The 17,588-nt window shown below is 69.9% G+C and carries 13 protein-coding genes; 8 read left to right on the top strand and 5 right to left on the bottom strand.

The window, feature by feature from the left end:
* Positions 1-13: 13 nt before the first annotated feature.
* The gene (locus tag OG734_RS24795; protein WP_330289688.1) at positions 14-1,036 is read right to left on the bottom strand and encodes a LacI family DNA-binding transcriptional regulator; all 1,023 of its coding nucleotides are present in this window, start codon (positions 1,034-1,036) and stop codon (positions 14-16) included.
* 317 nt (positions 1,037-1,353) lie between these two features.
* On the opposite strand from OG734_RS24795, the gene OG734_RS24790 reads away from it, so the two are divergent.
* The 3 genes from OG734_RS24790 to OG734_RS24780 all read left to right on the top strand — a co-directional run bounded on the left by OG734_RS24790 (position 1,354) and on the right by OG734_RS24780 (position 4,574).
* Positions 1,354-2,622: an ABC transporter substrate-binding protein gene (locus tag OG734_RS24790; RefSeq protein WP_330289687.1), complete on the top strand. Its 1,269-nt coding sequence runs from the start codon at positions 1,354-1,356 to the stop codon at positions 2,620-2,622.
* Positions 2,623-2,751: 129 nt separating this feature from the next.
* A complete protein-coding gene (locus OG734_RS24785) occupies positions 2,752-3,624 on the top strand; it encodes a carbohydrate ABC transporter permease (protein ID WP_330289686.1) in 873 nt (290 codons plus the stop codon).
* A gap of 56 nt (positions 3,625-3,680) precedes the next feature.
* Entirely contained in the window at positions 3,681-4,574 is an 894-nt protein-coding gene (locus OG734_RS24780) for a carbohydrate ABC transporter permease (RefSeq protein WP_330289685.1), read from the top strand.
* On the opposite strand, the gene OG734_RS24775 is transcribed toward OG734_RS24780, so the two are convergent.
* Positions 4,564-4,785, bottom strand: a complete 222-nt coding sequence (locus OG734_RS24775) for a hypothetical protein (RefSeq protein ID WP_330289684.1) — start codon at positions 4,783-4,785, stop codon at positions 4,564-4,566. The genes OG734_RS24780 and OG734_RS24775 overlap by 11 nt on opposite strands.
* A gap of 408 nt (positions 4,786-5,193) precedes the next feature.
* Between OG734_RS24775 and OG734_RS24770 the strand changes: the two genes are divergently transcribed.
* The gene (locus tag OG734_RS24770; RefSeq protein ID WP_330289683.1) at positions 5,194-6,051 is read left to right on the top strand and encodes a glycoside hydrolase family 43 protein; all 858 of its coding nucleotides are present in this window, start codon (positions 5,194-5,196) and stop codon (positions 6,049-6,051) included.
* A 116-nt stretch (positions 6,052-6,167) separates the two neighbouring features.
* Positions 6,168-8,648, top strand: coding sequence for a carbohydrate binding domain-containing protein (locus tag OG734_RS24765; protein WP_330289682.1), 2,481 nt, complete (start codon positions 6,168-6,170; stop codon positions 8,646-8,648).
* Between the two features lie 142 nt (positions 8,649-8,790).
* On the opposite strand, the gene OG734_RS24760 is transcribed toward OG734_RS24765, so the two are convergent.
* The 3 genes from OG734_RS24760 to OG734_RS24750 form a co-directional block, all read right to left on the bottom strand.
* Positions 8,791-11,889 carry a fibronectin type III domain-containing protein gene (locus OG734_RS24760; protein ID WP_330289681.1) on the bottom strand — a complete coding sequence of 1,033 codons (3,099 nt, stop codon included), beginning with the start codon at positions 11,887-11,889 and terminating at the stop codon, positions 8,791-8,793.
* Between the two features lie 181 nt (positions 11,890-12,070).
* Entirely contained in the window at positions 12,071-13,675 is a 1,605-nt protein-coding gene (locus OG734_RS24755) for an alpha/beta hydrolase (protein WP_330289680.1), read from the bottom strand.
* Positions 13,676-13,922: 247 nt separating this feature from the next.
* Positions 13,923-15,293 carry a phosphatase PAP2 family protein gene (locus tag OG734_RS24750; RefSeq protein ID WP_330289679.1) on the bottom strand — a complete coding sequence of 457 codons (1,371 nt, stop codon included), beginning with the start codon at positions 15,291-15,293 and terminating at the stop codon, positions 13,923-13,925.
* Between the two features lie 273 nt (positions 15,294-15,566).
* Between OG734_RS24750 and OG734_RS24745 the strand changes: the two genes are divergently transcribed.
* From OG734_RS24745 to OG734_RS24735, 3 genes are read left to right on the top strand one after another with little or no spacing between them, the layout of a single operon-like run.
* Positions 15,567-16,250, top strand: coding sequence for a HemK2/MTQ2 family protein methyltransferase (locus tag OG734_RS24745; protein WP_330289678.1), 684 nt, complete (start codon positions 15,567-15,569; stop codon positions 16,248-16,250).
* The gene (locus OG734_RS24740; RefSeq protein WP_330289677.1) at positions 16,234-16,506 is read left to right on the top strand and encodes a CDGSH iron-sulfur domain-containing protein; all 273 of its coding nucleotides are present in this window, start codon (positions 16,234-16,236) and stop codon (positions 16,504-16,506) included. Before OG734_RS24745 ends, OG734_RS24740 begins: the two co-directional genes overlap by 17 nt.
* Complete coding sequence (locus OG734_RS24735) at positions 16,503-17,588, top strand: iron-containing redox enzyme family protein (RefSeq protein ID WP_330289676.1); 1,086 nt, start codon at positions 16,503-16,505, stop codon at positions 17,586-17,588. Before OG734_RS24740 ends, OG734_RS24735 begins: the two co-directional genes overlap by 4 nt.

Below are 17,588 nucleotides of genomic sequence, written 5' to 3'. Positions count from 1 at the left end.
ACGGCGGTGCGCCTCAGCCCGTGCCGTCGCGGGGTGGCGGGGCGGTCGAGTTGCGCACCACGAGCTCCGTACCCACCTCCATGTGCTCCATGAGCAGTTGCTGTCCCTCGATGACGGACAGCAGGGCGCGGGCCGCCTTCTGGCCCATGTCGTGCAGTGGCTGACGCACGGTGGTCAGTCCGGGGAAGCTCTGCGCCGCCTGCGGAAGGTCGTCGAAGCCGACGACGGAGAAATCGGTGGGCACGGTGAGGCCTCGCGCCCGGGCGGCGTCGATCGCGCCGAGCGCCATCAGATCGGCACCGGCGACGATCGCCGTCGGACGGTGGTCGTCGATCAGCCGAGCGGCCGTACGGAAGCCGCTGGCATAGGAGAAGTCGCACGAGGCGACCAGCTGCTCCTCGACCTCCAGGCCGGCGAGCCGCATCGCGTCCTCGAAGCCCTGGAAGCGGAGGGACGTGCTTTCCAGGTCCTCCACGCCGCGGAGGTAGGCGATGCGGGTGTGCCCCAGGTCGATGAGGTGTTGCGTGCCCTGCCGCATCCCCTGGTAGTTGTCGACGGTCAGCCGGGGCAGCGGTACGTCCAGGCGCCGGGGATCGATGATGACGCAGGGCAGCTTCTGTCTGCGCAGCAGTTTGACGGTGTCGTCCTCCAGGACGGGCGCGATCATGAGCACACCATCGACGAGTCCGTTGGCCAGGAACTCGATCCGGTCCTTCTCCCGCACCGCGTCGTGGTACGTGGCGTTGACGAGCAGTTCCTGCTCGGCACTGGCCAGTTCGTCGGCGACGCCGCGCAGGATCTCCAGTCCGTACTGACTGGTCAGGTCCAGCGCTATCAGACCGATGAGTCCGCTGCGGCCGGCCTTGAGGTTGCGGGCCGAGACGTTCGGCCGGTAACCGAGTCGCCCGGCGACCTCCATGACCCGGCGACGGGTCTCCTCGGAGGCCCCCGGCTTGCCGTTCACGACATTGGACACGGTCATCGCGGAGACGCCGGCCTCCTCGGCCACCTGCGCGATGGTCACCCGCCCTGCCACCCGAACTCCTTCTGCCCGTGAACGTGAACGCTCAGGAAACTGTAACGATAAGGCAGTGAGCGCGTAAACGAAACCCCCCATGAAACGGGAGCTCCTGGGCACCCAGGCCGAGTCGGTCGACCACCCAAAGTTACTTATAGATGTCAGCTAAGTTTTGCGTTACAGTCCCCGCCATCGGCAGTAACGATCGCCGCAAACGCGGGTCGACCGGTCCTTTTCCGGATGTAGCACCTTCCCCCACACGGAAACCGACCACCCCGTTCACATCCCTTCAGAGATGACAAGTCGGTCCGAACCGACGATGGGTGAGGTATGCAATGAAGCGTTCTGGGAGAGGTCTCACGATCGCCACCGCGGTCGCCGCCATGGCGGTGTCGCTGGCCGCGTGCGGGGGCGGGTCGTCCGGTGCCTCCGCAGACGGCAAGGTGACCCTCCACGTGCAGGCGTGGAAGGGCGGCGGCGCGGAGCCGGCGAACGTCGCGGAGATCAACAAGGCGTTCGAGGCGGCCCACCCCGACATCAAGGTCGACTTCGAGTACATCACCGCGAACGACACCTACGTCCAGAAGCTCCAGCCCGAGCTGCTCGGCGGCAAGGCCGGCGACGTGATCATGGTCGACACGGACAAGATGAAGAAGTGGGGCGCCTCCGGCTACCTGGCCGACCTGTCCGGGGAGTCATGGGCCGGCCAGATCGCCCCGGACGCCAAGCCGTTCGCGCAGGCCGACGGCAAGACCCTCGCGATGCCGATGGAACTGATCGGCATCGGCCTGTACGCCAACATGGACCTGCTGAAGAAGGCGGGCGTCACCGAGGTCCCCGCCGACTGGCCGACGTTCCTCGCGGACCTCGCCAAGGTCAAGAAGGCCGGCATCAACCCCATCGCGCTGCCCGACAAGAGCGGCTGGACCGGCAGTTCCGTGTTCCAGGCGAGCGGTTCGACCCTCGTCTACAACAAGAACAAGCAGTGGGACGCCGACTTCCTGGGCGGCAAGGCGTCCTTCGACCCGGACTGGAAGGGCTCGCTGGAGCAGTTGAAGACCCTGGAGGACAAGGGGTACGTCAACTGGAAGAACGAGCTCGGCGTCGACGAGTGGGCACAGGGCCCGCAGGACTTCAGCGCCGGCAAGAGCGCCTTCTGGTACCAGGGCGCGTGGCAGGTCTCCAACATCAAGAAGGCCGGTTTCCCGGTCTCGTTCGCGCCCTGGCCGGGCGGCGACACGGGCACCAAGCCCAACAGCATGCTCTTCGCCGGCACGATGTGGGGCGTCAACTCCCAGTCGCAGCAGGGTGACGCGGCACGCGAGTACGTCAAGTTCTGGTCGCAGAGCGAGAACCTCGCCAAGTACCTCGACGCCGAGCACGCGGAATCGCCCTTCACGGGCGGCACCACGCCGGAGAGCACCGAGACGACGCCCTTCACCACGGCCTTCAAGGAAGGCCGTTACCGGATCCTCCCCTCCAACTCCTGGTACGCCGCGGCCGCCGAGACCGACACCGGCTCCAAGATCCAGGCGTACCTGCTGGGCCAGGCGTCCGCCGCGCAGACGCTCAAGGACATCCAGACCGCGGCGTCCGCGAAGTAACCCAGCCAGCCACCCACCCCTGGTCAGCCGTGGTGGTGGAGCCGGGGGCGGTCAGCGGCTCCTGACCGCCCCCACCCCACCCCCACCCCCACCCTCGCCACGGCCATCCGGGCAAGAGGAGGATCCCCCGTGTTCCATCGACGGCGTGCCACCATGGCCGCCTTCCTGCTGCCGGCGATCGTCATGTACGGCGTGTTCATGCTGTATCCGCTGGCCCGCGGCGTCTACCTGAGCATGACCGACAGTCTCGGCGGCCCCATCGCCAACTTCGTCGGCACCGACCAGTACCGTGCCATGGCCGACGACCCGAAGGTCACCGCCGCCCTGTGGCACACCGTGCTGTACGCGGCCGTGGTCGTCGTCGTGCAGAACGGCCTCGGGCTACTCTTCGCGAGCCTGCTGTTCCGCCGCCCCAAGGTCCGCAAGATGCTCAGCGTCGTGCTGCTCACGCCGGCGCTGATCTCCCCGGTGATGGCCGCCTTCATCTGGTCGTACCTGTTCGCCCCGACCGGCGGCATCAATGCGCTGCTGGACCTGATGGGCCTGCACAGCCTCAACCACGTCTGGCTCGGCGACACCTCCACCGCGCTCTACTCGGTGGCCGCCGTCAACATCTGGATGTTCACCGGTTACTCCTGCGCGATCTTCCTCGCCAGCTATATGAGCATGCCGACCGAACTGCTGGAGGCGGCCGCGCTGGACGGCGCGAGCGGCTGGCGTCGCTTCGTCAGCATCGAGTGGCCGCTGCTCGCCCCCGCGCTCACCGTCAACGTGACGCTCAGCCTCATCGGCTCGCTGAAGGTCTTCGAGTTCCCCCTCGTGCTGACCAACGGCGGCCCGGCCGGCGCCACGGACACGCTGACCCTCCTCGTGTACCGCAATGTCTTCGGCGGCGGGAAGTTCGCCTACGGAGTCGCGCTGTCGGTGGTCCTCCTCGTGACCGTGGTCGTCCTGTCCAGCGCCACCTCCTCCTTGCTCCGGCTCCGCGAACGACGCATCTGACGGCACGGACAGGAACACGAACACGAATCACGAACAGGAAACTGACGGATCGCGCCATGACTTCAGACATCTCTTCGCCGCCCGTAGGAACCCGGCCCGCTCTCACGGGCGCGGCCTCGCCCCACCCGCTGCGCCGCCTCGGCGGCGGTCTCGGCACCGTCCTGCTCTGCCTGGGGACCCTGCTGTTCGTCCTGCCGTTCCTCTTCACGGTCGTCACCTCACTGCGCACGGCGGCGGACGTGGCCCGCTCCCCCCTGGGCATCCCGCACTCACTGACCTTCAAGAACTTCACCGACGCGTTCAACCAGATCCACTACGGGCGGAGCACCCTCAACACCCTGCTCATCACCGGGCTTTCGTGTGTGGCCATCACCGTGATCGGCTCACTCGCCAGCTATCCGCTCGCCCGGATCACCCAGCACTGGTCCACCACGCTGTACCGGCTGTTCATCCTGGGGACGTCGATCCCGGTGTTCGTCGTGGTGGCGCCCCTGTACCTGCTGATGCGCGACCTCAACCTGCTGGACAGCTACGCGGGCGTGGTCTTCATCTACACGGCCCTGTATCTCCCGGTCGCCGTGTTCTTCTACACCAGCTTCATCCGCTCCATCCCGGTCGACCTGGAGGAAGCGGCCTCGCTCGACGGCTGCGGAGCCTTCCGTACGTTCTTCACGATCATCCTGCCGCTGCTGCGGCCGGTCACGAGCACGATGCTGACCTTCGTCGCCCTGCAGGTCTGGAACGACCTGGTGGTGCCCCTGGTGTTCCTCCAGAACCCGGACAAGCGGACCGTCATGGTCAACGCGTACTCGTTCATCGACCCGCACACCGTGCAGCCGACCACCTTGTTTCCCGCGGCCCTGCTCGGTGTCCTCCCGTTGCTGCTGATCTTCATCTTCCTCCAGCGCCAGGTGGTCGCCGGCATGTCCGCCGGAGCGGTCAAGTCATGAGCCCGGGCACCTCCGGGTGCTCCGGGTTCCCCGGGTCCTCCGCGTCCTCCGGGTGCTCCGCGTCCTCCGGGTCCTCCGCGTCCTCCGCGTCCTCCGGGTTCCCCGGGTTCCCCGGGTCCTCCGAGTGCTCTGGGTGCTCTGGGTTCCCCGGGTGCTCTGGGTCCTCCGGGTCCTCCGGGTCCTCCGGGTCCTCCGGGTCCCTCACGTCCATCGAGCAGCACGCGCCCTCGCGGGCGGCCCACTGGCTCAGCCACTGATCCGGTCAGCCACTTGGCCACTCGGCCACTGGCCCACTCAGCGGCAGCCCACTGGATCAGCCACCCACCCAGTCGGCCACTGATCCGGTCAGCCACCCACCCAGTCAGCCACCCACCCGCTCAGCCACTGACCCACTGACCCACTGAGCCAAGCAGCCACGCTCCCCACCCGGCGTCCTCGACGCCCCGGCGCTCAACCGGCCGGCCCGGTCGCCCCGTTCCCCTCGGCCCTCGGCCCTCGGCCCTCGGCCCTCGGCCGTCCGCGCACCCGATCCCGCTGATCCGCGGCCTCCCAGCCGCCCGACCGACCTCAACGCCCAGGGGCACCCGCGCCCCGACGTCCCGGAAGGACCATCCCACCGATGTACGTGGTCTCATACTTCACCGACGCCGACGAGGCACTGCACCTCGCCTACAGCCACGACGGCGAGGAGTTCGCGGCGGTGAACGACGGTCGGCCCGTTCTGCGGGGCACGGTCGGCACCGGCAGACTGCGCGATCCGTTCATCGGAGTGGGCCCCGACGGCCTGTTCCATCTGCTGGCCACCGACGGGTGGACCAGCCCCTGCATCGTGCACGCCACGTCGGCCGACCTGCTCACCTGGTCGGCCCAGGAACTCATCCCGGTGATGTCCTCCGTGGAGGGCGCCCACAACGCCTGGGCCCCGGAGTTCTTCCTGGACCGCGGAACCGGGCTGTACCACCTCATCTGGTCGTCGGTCGTCGATGCCGGGAGCACGGCCGAGGGCCGCGACTACGAGCACATCGGCCAGGACCACCGCATCTGGCACTGCAGCACCGAGGACTTCCGGACGTTCTCGGCGCCCGGTGTCTTCTTCGACCCCGGTCACTCGGTCATCGACGCGACCGTGTGGGAGGCGGACGGCGGCGGATTCCTCATGGCCTTCAAGGACGAGCGCGGCACCAATGACCTCGCGACCGCCCACAAGGACATCCACCTGATCACCTTCGACACCCCCGGGGGGCCGTACGCCGCCTCCGTGGGGCCGGTCACCCCCTCAGTGGTGGAAGGGCCGTCGATCTTCCGCCGCGAGGACGAGTTGGTCATGATCTTCGACCACTTCCTCGAAGGGCGATACGGAGCGGCCCGCAGTAAGGACGGCGTGGAGTGGGAACCCGTGTCCCTGGCGCTTCCGCCGGGCATGCGTCACGCCTCCGTCCTCGAAACGTCCCTCCTGGCGGCGCTCCCCACACCCTGAAGGCGCCCTGCCACAGATTCCGGGCGTATCCGCTTCGGCCGGCCCGCCCGGTACCGGAAGACCCGCGTCGCATCCCGCGACCCGGAGGACACATTCACCCAGCAAGGAGCGCCGCAATGAAGCGTCGCAGATCGGACCGCCCCGGCCTCAGGGCGTCCCGCGTCCTCACCCTGCTCGCCACACTGGCGGGCGCCCTCCTCCTCCCGGCCCCTGCCGCCATGGCGGCGGGCAGCACCTACTACGTCAACTGCTCGGCCGCGACCAACGGCAACGGCACCCAGGCCAGCCCCTGGAACTCCGTCACCGGCGTCAACAACACCACCTTCGGCGCGGGCGACAACATCCTCTTCGCCACCGGCACCACATGTTCCGGCCAACTCACTCCGCAGGGATCGGGCACCTCCGGCAGCCCCGTCACGATGGGTTCCTACGGCACCGGCGCCAAGCCGGTCATCAACGCGGGCGGCGCCACCGGCCCCGTCATCCACCTGCTCAACCAGCAGTACTGGGAGATCGGCGGCCTGGAACTCACCAACCCGGCCGCGTCACCCGCGTACCGCTCCGGTGTTCTCGCCGAGAACAGCTCCGGCGGCGTCCTGCACCACATCCGGGTGCACGACATGAGCATCCACCACATCAGCGGCTGGTCCGGCGGCTGGTACGCCACCAACGCGGGCGTCGGTGTCCAGACCGACCACACCACACCCGTCTCCACGTTTGACGACGTGGTGGTCGAGAACAACACCTTCGACCACGTCGACCGCATCGCCGTCGCCGTCACCCCGGACGGGGACGGCCAGGGCACCGGCCAGACCACAGGCACGGTCATCCGCGACAACACGATGACCTACGACGGCGCGGACGACATCCTCGTCGTCAAGAACGACGGCGCCCTCATCGACGGCAACAAGGCCGGCTACGGCGGCGCGAAGGCCAACTGCCCGCCCTCCGGCCAGTACTGCAACGGCGCCTCGGCCGGTATCTGGATGTCCGGCAGCAACGACACCGTCGTCCAGAACAACGAGGTGTACTGCCACGTCAACGGCGCCGACGGCACCGGCTACGACGTCGACTGGGGCAACCACAACACCACGTTCCAGTACAACTACAGCCACCAGAACCTCGGCGGCTTCATGCTGATCATGCCGCCGTTCTCGATCGCCAACGAGCCCACCTCGACCGTCCCCAGCGACGGCACGGTGATCCGCTACAACGTCAGCGAGAACGACGGCACCAACGCGGGCTGCCCCGCCGCCGGCACCCCGACCCACGGCACGGGCGTCTTCCACCTCGTCGGCAACGTCCCCAACAAGAGCGGCAGTTCGGTCGCCGTACCGCTCATCTACAACAACAGCATCTACGTCAACAAGAGCGGCCTGAACACCCCGATCCTGTACTCGCGCCGGGGCGGAAGCATCACCGGGACCCTGTCGTTCCGCAACAACGCGGTGTTCAACTACGGCACCGGCGGCTACTTCACCACCAGCGCCGGCTCCGTCTACTCCAACAACCTCTTCTACGGCGCCCACCCGGCCTCCGAGCCGGCCGACTCGGCGAAGGTCGTCACCGACCCCGAGTTCCGCAACCCGGGCAACGCGGACACCTCCTCCTCGTACACCGGCACCGGCGCCTACCAGGTCCACCCCTCCTCCCCCGTGATCCGGGCCGGGGCGGTCATCAGCGGCAACGGCGGCAAGGACGCCTTCGGCAACACGGTCTCCGCGACGGCGGCGCCCAACATCGGCGCCGACAACGGCACCGGCGGCAACCTCGTCTCCAACGCCGGTTTCGAGACCGGCGCGATGAGCCCCTGGACCAACAGCGGCGCCGCCCCCTCCGTCACCTCCTCGGGCGCCCGCACCGGCGGCTACGCGCTGACCACCCAGGCGAGCGGCAGCGGCGCCAACCAGAACCTGACCGGCCTCAGCCCCAACACCACGTACCTGCTGACCGGTTGGGCCAAGGTGGCGAACGCCGGAGAAACCCTCGCGATCGGCGTCAAGAGCTACGGCGGTACGGAGACCTTCACCAACGTCGCCACGACGTCGTACTCCCAGGCCGCGGTGCTGTTCACCACGGGCGGCTCCAACACTTCGGCGCTGATCTACTGCTGGAAGAACACCGGCGGCACCGGCACCGGCAACTGCGACGACCTCGCGGTGGAACGGATCTCCACGCCGGCCAACGTCCTGACCAACGCGGGCTTCGAGACCGGCTCCCTGAGCCCGTGGACCCGTAGCGGCAGCGGCGCCCAGTCCAACGCGGTCGCCTCCAACGCCCGCACCGGCACCTACTCCCTGCAGACCGGCGCCGCCACCAGCGGTGTCGAGCAGTCCGCCACGGGTCTCGCCTCCAGTGGCACCTACCTGCTGGCCGGCTGGGCCAAGGTCGCGACCGGCGGCGAACAGGTCGCCGTCGGCGTTAAGAGCTTCGGCGGCACCGAGACCTACCTGCGTACCGCCGGCACCGCCTACGCCCAGCAGCCCGTCTTCTTCACCACCGGGAGCACCAACACCTCGGCGGCGGTCTACTGCTACAAGGACGCCGGTTCCGCGGCCGGTTACTGCGACGACTACACCCTGATCAAGCTCTCCTGACGGCATCCGGCCTCCCGGAAGAAAGGTTTCTCCACAGCGAGTCGCAGCGGGCACGGCGGGTTCGATTCCCGTCCCCCGCTCCACGCGAAACCCCCAGGTCAAAGACCTGGGGGTTTTGTGCCGCGGGCGGGCCGGTGTCGTGTCAGTCGGAGGCAGTCGCCGCCGGGCGGGTGCCCGGGACGGCTCCGTATCCGACCAGCCCGGGGATGTCGCCGTCCCCACCGAGGACCTGCACCCGGTAGTACGAGGTGGCGCCGGCCGGTGCGGCGGTGTCCAGGTAGGACACGGCGCTGCCGGGCAGGGTCGAGGTCAGCTCGTCCCACACCTGGGTGGTGGTGTTCCAGCGCTGGATCGTGACCGAGGACGGTTCCGGGCACCAGTCGCTGTCGCAGGACCACGCCCAGTTGAGCAGCACACCGTCCGCGGAGCCGCTCGCGGCCAGGGTCATGGAGGCGCCGTAGCCGTCACCCACCCACGGGAGCACCGCCGCCTCGGAACGGACGCCGGCGGCGTCCACGGCGATCACCGCGTAGTTGGCGTTGGAGGAGGGGAAGAGTCCGTTGGTGTCGGTCACGGTGGTGGCCGTCACGGGCTGGTCCTGGATCAGGGTGCCGGGGCTGGTGGCGTCGTTCCAGTACCGGTAGACCAGGTAGCCGGTGGCGCCGGGGACCGGCTGCCAGGACAGCGTCACGTGGGCGCCGTCCTGCCGTCCGGCCAGTCCCGCGGGCCGGGCGGGACGCGCGACGTCCTCGGCGTACGGGCGCACCGTGCAACGGTCCTCGGAGAAGTCCGAGCGGGCCCCCTCCGCGTTCACGGCGACGGTCCGGTAGCAGGTGGGCACCCCGGCCAGGGCGCCGGTGTCGGTCCAGTCCGGGGAGGTGGTCGCGGGGATGTCGGCGACCTTGGTGTGCGCGGCGTCCGTCTCGGCGCGGCGCCAGACCTCGTAGCGGGCCGCGGTGCGGTCGTTGACCTGCCAGGTGAGCCGGATGCCGTCAGTGGTGGCCACCGCGGTCGGCCACTCCGGGATCTGCGGGGCGGGGCCGGGCTCGTCGGACACGTCGATCCAGGCGGGGTCGCTGTAGTTGCCGTCGAAGTCGCGCACCGTCAGGCAGTAACGGGCTTTGCTGTACGGGTCGGTGTCCAGGTAGTACGAGTTTGCCGTCTCGAAGGTGAAGGCGTTCGTGTCACACGCGCCGCCGTAGGTCGTGCGGTACAGGTAGTAGCGGTAGACCTCGGGCAGCGGGTAGTCGTTCCAGTCGAGCAGGAGGCCGCCGTTGTCGCGGGTCGCGGTCAGCCCGGTGGGTGCCGACGAGGTCAGGCGCTTGAGCCGCACGACGGTGCCGGAGGAGCGGTTGCCCAGCTGGTCGACGGCGACGACCCGGTAGTACGGGCTGGCGTCGGCGTCGATCAGGTCGTCGGTGAGGGTGCAGCGGACCTGGATCTCGGTGCCCGGCACGGCCTGGCACTGGGGTCTGGCGGGGCTCCCGCTGTCGGTGAACGGGCCTGCGGCGTTCGCGCTGCGGGTGATCTGGTAGCCGGCGAAGTCCTGCGAGTAGGCGGGCCAGCCGTCGGAGGTCCAGGTCAGGGTGGCGGTGGAGGCGCCGACGGGTGCGGTGACCTCGGGGGCGTCGGGCGCGGCGGGCGGGGTGGTGTCCGGCGGCAGCGGGCGGCTGACGGAGACCGGCGCGGTCCAGGCCGAGTACGTGCGCGGCGTGTCGGCGTCGACGGTCTTGCCGACGGCGCGCACCCGGTAGTAGCGGGTGCCGCCCGCGGGCAGGCCGGTGTCGGTGAACCACGGCGAGGTACGGGGGGTGTCGGCGCCGGCGAGCAGGCCCCAGGGGCCGGAGACCGAGGAGGCGGACTGCACCTGGTAGCCGGCGGTCAGGCCGTACACAGGGCTGCCCCACGGGTTGCTGGTCCAGTCCAGCACGGCCTTGTCACCGCTCGACGCGCCCATGAGCCCGGTGGGCCGCTGCGGCGGGTACAGCCCGGTGTCGGGGCGGAGCGCGGAGGCGACGTTCCGGGCGTACTCACCGGGCTCGGTGGTGGCCGGGGCGGACTCGTTGCCGGCAGTGTCGACGGCCGTCACCCTGTAGTACGCGGTGATGCCGATCGGGGCGCCCTTGTCGGAGTAGCCGTTGTCCTGGACCACGCCGGCGTCGGCGCTCCGGATCCTGGTCCAGGGGCCGCCCGGCGCGGTGGCGCGGTAGACGTGGTAGCCGGCGAAGGAGTCCGCGGTGCTGAAGTCGTCGTCCCAACTCGGGCCCCAGGTAAGGAAGTTCTCGCCGAGGTCGTCGCCGGAGTCGGGTACGCCGTTGCCGTTGAGGTCGATGTCGCCGTAGCCCTCGGCCCCCAGGACGTCCGGAGCGCGCGGCGGGGTCTTGTCGGCCGGGACGGCCGAGACATTGGCCGACGCACGGGACTGGTTGCCGGCGCGGTCCACGGCGGTGACGGCGAACCAGTACTTGGTGCCGTTGCGCAGCCCGGTCGAGGTGAACGAGGTGCCGGTCAGCGGATTGGCGCCGCTGATCCGGTGCGCGGTGTCGATCGCCACGGGGGTGCTGGTGGAGCGGTAGACCCGGTAACCGGCCAGGTCCGCCTCGGCGTTGCGGGCCCAGCTCACGGTGGCCCGGGCGTCACCGGGGACCGCTTTCGCGGAGCCGGGAGCCAGCGGGGCGGTCCTGTCCGGCGTGGTCGGGGCAAGGCTGACGGCGACGTTGGCCGAGCCGGTGACGGCCGCGTAGTCGATCCGCACGGTGTGCGTCCCGGCGGGCACGGTCACCTTGACGCTCGCGCGCTGGGTGGAGGCGTAGTCGCGCCACAGGTCGACGTGGCGCTTTCCGTCGATCCAGACCCGGATGCCGTCCTGGGCGGCGGTCTTCAGCAGGAACGGGCCGCCCCCGCCGAAGTTGCGGCGCATCGTCCAGCGGACGCCGAAGCGGTCGTTGGGCAGGGAGATACCGGCGGGGTGGCCCGTGCCCCAGTTCTCACCGACGGCCTTGTCGCACAGTGACTTGCGGGGTGTGCCGGTGAGAGTGGTGTTGGGGTAGTAGTCCGCCTTCCACACCCCGTCGGCACAGCTGACGGACGCGACCGGCGCCGCGTCCGGCCGGGCCTGGGGCTGCGGCGGGGCCTGCACCGTACTGGCGATGAGCGCCGCTCCGGCGGCGGCCGTGGTGACCGGCCACAACAGCCGGTGCGACGCCCGGACTCGGGACTGCGGGGGAACGGGTCTGCCCATGCGGGGCGTCATCCTTCCTCAGGCCCGGGGCAGCACCTATGGCATGACGGCTCGGCATGACGGCTCGGCATGACAGCTTGGATGGTCCCCCGGGTGATCACTTCTCCTGCCCCGCGATGATGCCATGCGAACAGTTATTCGTGTGCGAAACCGTGCGGAACCCGGACACCCACTTGTTTTCTCATCCGGAAGACCGTTCGCAGGCGACGTCAGTGGGCGGCAACTGGCCGGTGGCGAGGTAGGTGTTGACCGTCGTGTCGGCGCAGGTGCTGCCGAAGACGCCGTACACGGCGTGCTGGTCCGCGCCGCGGAGGGTGACCAGGCGGGAGGAGGGCCACATGCGGCGTACTGTCCGCGCGCCCTCGTAGGTGGTGCGCGGGTCGCCGGTCGCGTTGACGAGCAGGGCCGTCAGGTCGCCGCGGATCGTGGTCGGGCGCTCGCGCGGCGGGTCCCAGAACGCGCACGGGCCGATGGAGTTCGTGACGGGACCGAACAACGGGTCCTGCGCGCGGGCCCGTTGGACGTCGCGCCAGTACGTCTCGGGGTCACGCGGCGCGGCCGCGTCACCGCACAGGATCGCCGACTGGACACTGCCGTAGGAGGAGTCGGCCCCGGTCAGCATGAAGTCGAGAGTGGCGGCCAGCCAGGGCGTCGGGGTGACCGTGTGTCCGTCAGCGGCACGCCGTAGGTCCCGTACGGCCTGTGCGAAATCGGCGTACGCGGTGTCGTTGTCCTGCGAGAGGCCGCTGAGGACGACAACGGGCAGCACCTGCTCGTCCACCCGGTGGTCGCCGATCGGCAGCGGCGTGCGTCCGGCGGCCGCCTGGATCCGGTCCACTGCCGCGAGGACCGCGCCCCGGGTGCGACCCAGGCCGTACGTGGTGTGGCGGCCGGCGGCCCAGGTGGCCCAGCCCTCAAGGGCGTGCCGGTTGGCGGGTTCCGTGCCGCGCAGCAGCCGGGGGTTGTACCTGTCGGGGGAGAGCACGCCGTCGAGCACGACCCGGTCGGTGCGGCCGGGGAACATCGTGGCGTACACCTGGCCGAGGTAACTGCCGTACGAGTAGCCGAGGTAGGAGATCCTGCGCTCGCCGAGCGCGGCGCGGATCACGTCCATGTCGCGCGCGGTGTTCCGGGTGGTGACGTACGGCAGGACGTCACCCTCGTACGTCCGGCAGCGTCGGGCGAGGTCCTCGGCGAACGCCGTCGCACGGTCGAAGCCGGCCCGGTCGTTCCCCGAGCCGCGGATGGAGGAACCGGTGGGCCAGTGGCAGTCCAGGGGTGTGCTGCGACCGACGAAACGGGGATCCACGCCCACCACGTCGTAGCGCTCACCGACCTGCCTCATCGACGTGCGGATCCACGGCGGGTCGCCGATCGTCTGTCCGCCGGGGCCGCCGCCGTTGAGCAGCAGCGCGCCGACGCGGTGGTGTCTGTCGGTGGCCCCGATACGCGAGATCGCGACGGTGATCGTACGGCCGCCCGGGTCGTCGTAGTTCAACGGGACGGTGACGTCGGCACATTGGGCGCCCGCCTGCTGGAGTTCCTTGCCGGTCGCGTCGTCGGGGCCGAGCAGGCAGCTCTTCCAGGTCAGGTTCTGGTGGTGGTAGCGGGCGAGGAGGTCCGTGGTCGCCGCGGCGCGGGTTGGCTGGGCCGCGACGGGCGACGCGGCGAGGGTGAGCGCGCCCACGAGGGCCAGGGCCGCCCCTGCCGCGGTGCGCGACACGAGCCGGTGCAGGGCGCTGCCGGGGGCCGGGCGAGGTGGGGAAGTCCGTAAGAAGGTCGGCATGTGACACCACGTTAGGCAGGGATCGCCGCGTGATCACTCCGGCAGGCAGGTGCCTCGGAGCTGAGGCCAGCCCATGCTGAAAGGGGGAGCGAACCCCCTCGACGGCTGCCCCTTCCGCTGCTAGGCGCTCCGCTGGAGGGTGGCGATGGGGCGGCAAGGGGGCGGCGAGGTGTGTTGGTTCGCTGCGGCGTCGTCGTGGCTGGGCGCGCAGTTCCCCGCGCCCCTTTGGGGCCCCTTCGGGCCCCGTTCACACCAGTTCGAGTCGCCGGTCCGGTTGGCGGGTCGGTGCGGGTTCCGGGTTCCACTTTCTGGTGGTCCGTATGTAGCCGTCTATCACCGAGAACATCGCCAGCATGACGAGGGGTCCGGCCACCCACGGGTGCTCGGCCATGTCCGTCGGCAGATAGCGATACGACACGAGGAGCGCGGCGAAGACCGTCACACCGTGCGCGACGAGCCGGACTCCTGACCGGTCCCAGCCGCGTTCGAACGAACGCATGGCCGCCTCGACCGTGAGCGCGAACACCACGCCGGCGACGAGGTCCGCGCCGTAGTGGTAGCCGAAGCCGAGTGTCGCGGTGAGCGTGGCGACCAGCCAGAACGTGCCCGCGAACCGCAGGAACCGTGGGCCCTTGCGGGAGTGGATGAAGATCGTGGTGGCCCACGCCGTGTGGAGGCTGGGCATGCAGTTGCGGGGCGTGATGTCGTCGTACGTCATCAGCTGCGGGGCGGTGATCGGCAGTGGCGTGTCCGGCCACAGGTTGGCCACCGCCCAGTGGCCGCCGCCGGTGCCGAAGGCGCCGTCGCCGTAGGCGAAGACCGGTCCGACCACCGGGTAGATCATGTAGATGGCCGGCCCGAGGACGCCGATCGCCAGGAAGGTGCGCACCACATGGTGGCGCGGGAAACGGCGCTCGGCCGACACGTTGCGCAGCTGGTACAGCGCGACGAGGACCGCGGCCACCGCGAGCTGGATGTAGACCCAGTCGAGCAGATGGGAGCCGACGGGGCCTGTGGCCCTGACGATCCGGCCCATCAGCCACGACGGGTCGCCCAGCGCGTGATCGGCGACCGCCACGTACTGGTCGAGCACCACCGGGCGGGTCTTCGCCGTGATCAGCAGCCAGGCGTCGCCCGCCTTTCGGCCGGCCACCAGCAGCAGGCCCAGCCCGACACCCTTCAGCAGCAGGACGCGTTCCTCACCGGTGCGGCGCGTGACGGCGATGACCGCCCAGCCCAGCATCACCCACAACGCGCCGTTGCCGAAGCAGTGACTGCCGGCCACCCCGACGCCGGTCGCCCACCGCACCAGCAGGAAGACGACGTCGATGCCGATCGCGACACCCGTCGAGATGAACCGCTGCCGCCAGGTGAGCACCACCATCATCAACGCCATGCTGGCGTACAGCAGAGGCCCCGATTTGGGGGCGAACACCACTTCTTGCACCTGGTTGGTGATCGGCCCCGGCAGGCCGTAGTGACGAGAGGCGATCTCCAGCGTGATCAGAAATCCAAGAGCCACCACAGCCGCCGCCACGGCCCAGGGTCTCGCCCATGCTCGATGCCATGGGGAGACCGCGGTTTCGTCGTTCGTCAGCGAAGATATTCGTGGCGGCATGTGTAACTTTCAGTAGATTTGCCGGATTTCTATTGATCAGTTGGTCTCCCGGCATAGGAAGATGGATGGATAACCGTACGGGTTCCGGCATGCGCCGGTCACTTGCCGGTCACTTCAAAAAAACTCGCGTGGCATGACGTTGGTGAGCGGGAGGCCCAGGGGGCATGGGGCGCATGGGGGGCAGGCGGGGCATGCGGGGCATCACCTGTGCCGCCAGGGGTACTCGTGGGTGCGCTGCCGGCTCGTGTCCGCGCAGCCCCTGAGGGGGCTCCCATGACAGTCGAATCTCTCACCACCGCCCCCCGGCTCCGCTGCTGGGTGCCCCGGGGCGTGTACGCACCGCAGACCGACACCCGGCTCCTGAGACAGGCGATACGCCGCGAGGGCATCACGGCACAGACGGACGTACTGGATCTGGGCACCGGAAGCGGTCTGCTCGCGGTCGAGGCGGCCCGGCTCGGCGGCCGGGTCACCGCCGTCGACATCTCCTGGCGGGCACTCGCCACCGCCCGGCTGAACGCCCTGCTGAACGGCGAGTCCCTGCGTGTACGCCACGGCGACCTGGTGTCGGCCGTGCCAGGGCGCCGCTTCGACCTGGTGATCACCAACCCGCCCTACGTGCCCGCCCCGGACACCGCGCCGCCCCGGGGCCTCGCCAGGGCCTGGGACGCCGGAAGGGACGGCCGCCGGCTGATCGACCGCATCTGCGACACCGCGCCGGCGGTCCTCCGGCCGACGGGGATCCTCCTGATCGTGCACTCGCACCTGTGCGGCGTCGACACGACGCTGGCCCGCCTGGAGAAGGCCGGGCTACGCCCGGAGGTCGTCGACCGGGCCCTGCTGCCGTACGGGCGTGTGCTGCGTTCCCGGCTCGCCTGGCTGCGGGAACAGGAGCTGACGGCCGACGACGACGGGACGACGGAGGAGCTGGTGGTGATCCGTGCCGAACACACCTGAACGCCCCCGACGTGTCCGCGTCCAGCGAGACGGGCCCCTGCTCATCGAGGGGCCGGTGGAAGTGGTCGGCGAGGATGGCGAGGTGACCGTCTCGGACCGCTTCACCGTGGCGGTCTGCACCTGCCGCCGCAGCCGCGAGTTCCCCTGGTGCGACACCAGCCACCGCTGCCGCCGCCGCAAACCGTCCGGCAAGGACGGCCAGGAAGGCAAGGACGGTCAGGACGGCAAGGACGGCAAGGAGGGCAACTCCTCATGACCGGCGCCCCCTCCCCCGCCCTCTCCCGGCAGCAGTTCCGGCTCCGCGCCCCGCCGCTGCCAGAGCCGCGCGGCCCGCTCTCGGCCGCGGTGACGGACCTGCTGCGGGGGTCGGGCAACGGAGGTGTGCCGTCCGCTGTGCAGTCCGTCAACGGCTGTGAGGACCCTTACGGCGACGACCTCCAACTCGCCCTCTACGTCCTCTACGAGCTGCACTACCAGGGCTTCCAGGACGTCCCCGACAGCCTTGAGTGGGACGGCGGTCTGCTGGCCTGCCGCGGTGCGATCGAGGACCGTTTCCTGGACGCACTGCGCAGGGACGTGCCGATCGACGCCACGGAGACGGTCGAACAGTCGCTGGACGAACTCCAGCTCGAACCGGTCGGCGACGACGGCACCGGCGTCTCCTACTTCCTCCGGGACGAAGGCACCCTCGACCATCTGCGCGCGTACGCGGCGGTGCGCTCGCTGTACCACCTCAAGGAGGCGGACCCGCACGCCTGGGTCCTCCCCCGGCTCCACGGCCGGGCCAAGGCGGCCATGGTCGCCGTGGAGTTCGACGAGTTCGGCGGGGGCCGCGCCGACGAGATCCACGCGCAGCTGTTCGCCGACCTCATGGCGGACCTGCGGCTGGACACCACGTACGGCCATTACGTCGATGCCGCGCCGGCCGAGGCACTCGCCACCGTCAATCTGATGTCCCTGTTCGGTCTGCACCGCGCGCTGCGCGCGGCGCTCGTCGGGCACTTCGCCGCCGTCGAGGTGACGTCGTCCCCGGGCTCGCGCCGCCTCGCCGAGGCGATGCGCCGAGTGGGCGCGGGCCCGGCGGCGGTGCGCTTCTACACCGAGCACGTGACGGCGGACGCGGTGCACGAGCAGGTCGTACGACACGACGTCGTCGGCGGCCTCCTGGAGGGCGAACCGCACCTGGACGCCGACGTGGTGTTCGGCATCCACGCGACCACCCACCTCGAGAACCGCCTGTCGGACAGCCTGCTCGGCGCCTGGCGCGAGGGCGCCACGGGGCTGCGCGGGAACTGGACCGAAGGTCCGGCAGCGGGCGACAGCCGCCCCTCGTCTTAG

Origin of the sequence: Streptomyces sp. NBC_00576, from assembly GCF_036345175.1 — a bacterium.
Lineage (GTDB): Bacteria > Actinomycetota > Actinomycetes > Streptomycetales > Streptomycetaceae > Streptomyces.
The sequence above is the reverse complement of the archived record's forward strand: the minus strand, read 5'-3'. Positions and strand labels throughout refer to the sequence as shown.

What these genes read in the sequence shown, in the direction of transcription:
- OG734_RS24790 (WP_330289687.1), top strand. Translation starts at nt 1,354, where the DNA reads ATGAAGCGTTCTGGGAGAGGTCTCACGATCGCCACCGCGGTCGCCGCC.
- OG734_RS24780 (WP_330289685.1), top strand. Translation starts at nt 3,681, where the DNA reads ATGACTTCAGACATCTCTTCGCCGCCCGTAGGAACCCGGCCCGCTCTC.
- OG734_RS24750 (WP_330289679.1), bottom strand. Translation starts at nt 15,293, where the DNA reads ATGCCGCCACGAATATCTTCGCTGACGAACGACGAAACCGCGGTCTCC.
- OG734_RS24760 (WP_330289681.1), bottom strand. Translation starts at nt 11,889, where the DNA reads ATGGGCAGACCCGTTCCCCCGCAGTCCCGAGTCCGGGCGTCGCACCGG.
- OG734_RS24765 (WP_330289682.1), top strand. Translation starts at nt 6,168, where the DNA reads ATGAAGCGTCGCAGATCGGACCGCCCCGGCCTCAGGGCGTCCCGCGTC.
- OG734_RS24755 (WP_330289680.1), bottom strand. Translation starts at nt 13,675, where the DNA reads ATGCCGACCTTCTTACGGACTTCCCCACCTCGCCCGGCCCCCGGCAGC.
- OG734_RS24775 (WP_330289684.1), bottom strand. Translation starts at nt 4,785, where the DNA reads ATGGACGTGAGGGACCCGGAGGACCCGGAGGACCCGGAGGACCCGGAG.
- OG734_RS24745 (WP_330289678.1), top strand. Translation starts at nt 15,567, where the DNA reads ATGACAGTCGAATCTCTCACCACCGCCCCCCGGCTCCGCTGCTGGGTG.
- OG734_RS24770 (WP_330289683.1), top strand. Translation starts at nt 5,194, where the DNA reads ATGTACGTGGTCTCATACTTCACCGACGCCGACGAGGCACTGCACCTC.
- OG734_RS24735 (WP_330289676.1), top strand. Translation starts at nt 16,503, where the DNA reads ATGACCGGCGCCCCCTCCCCCGCCCTCTCCCGGCAGCAGTTCCGGCTC.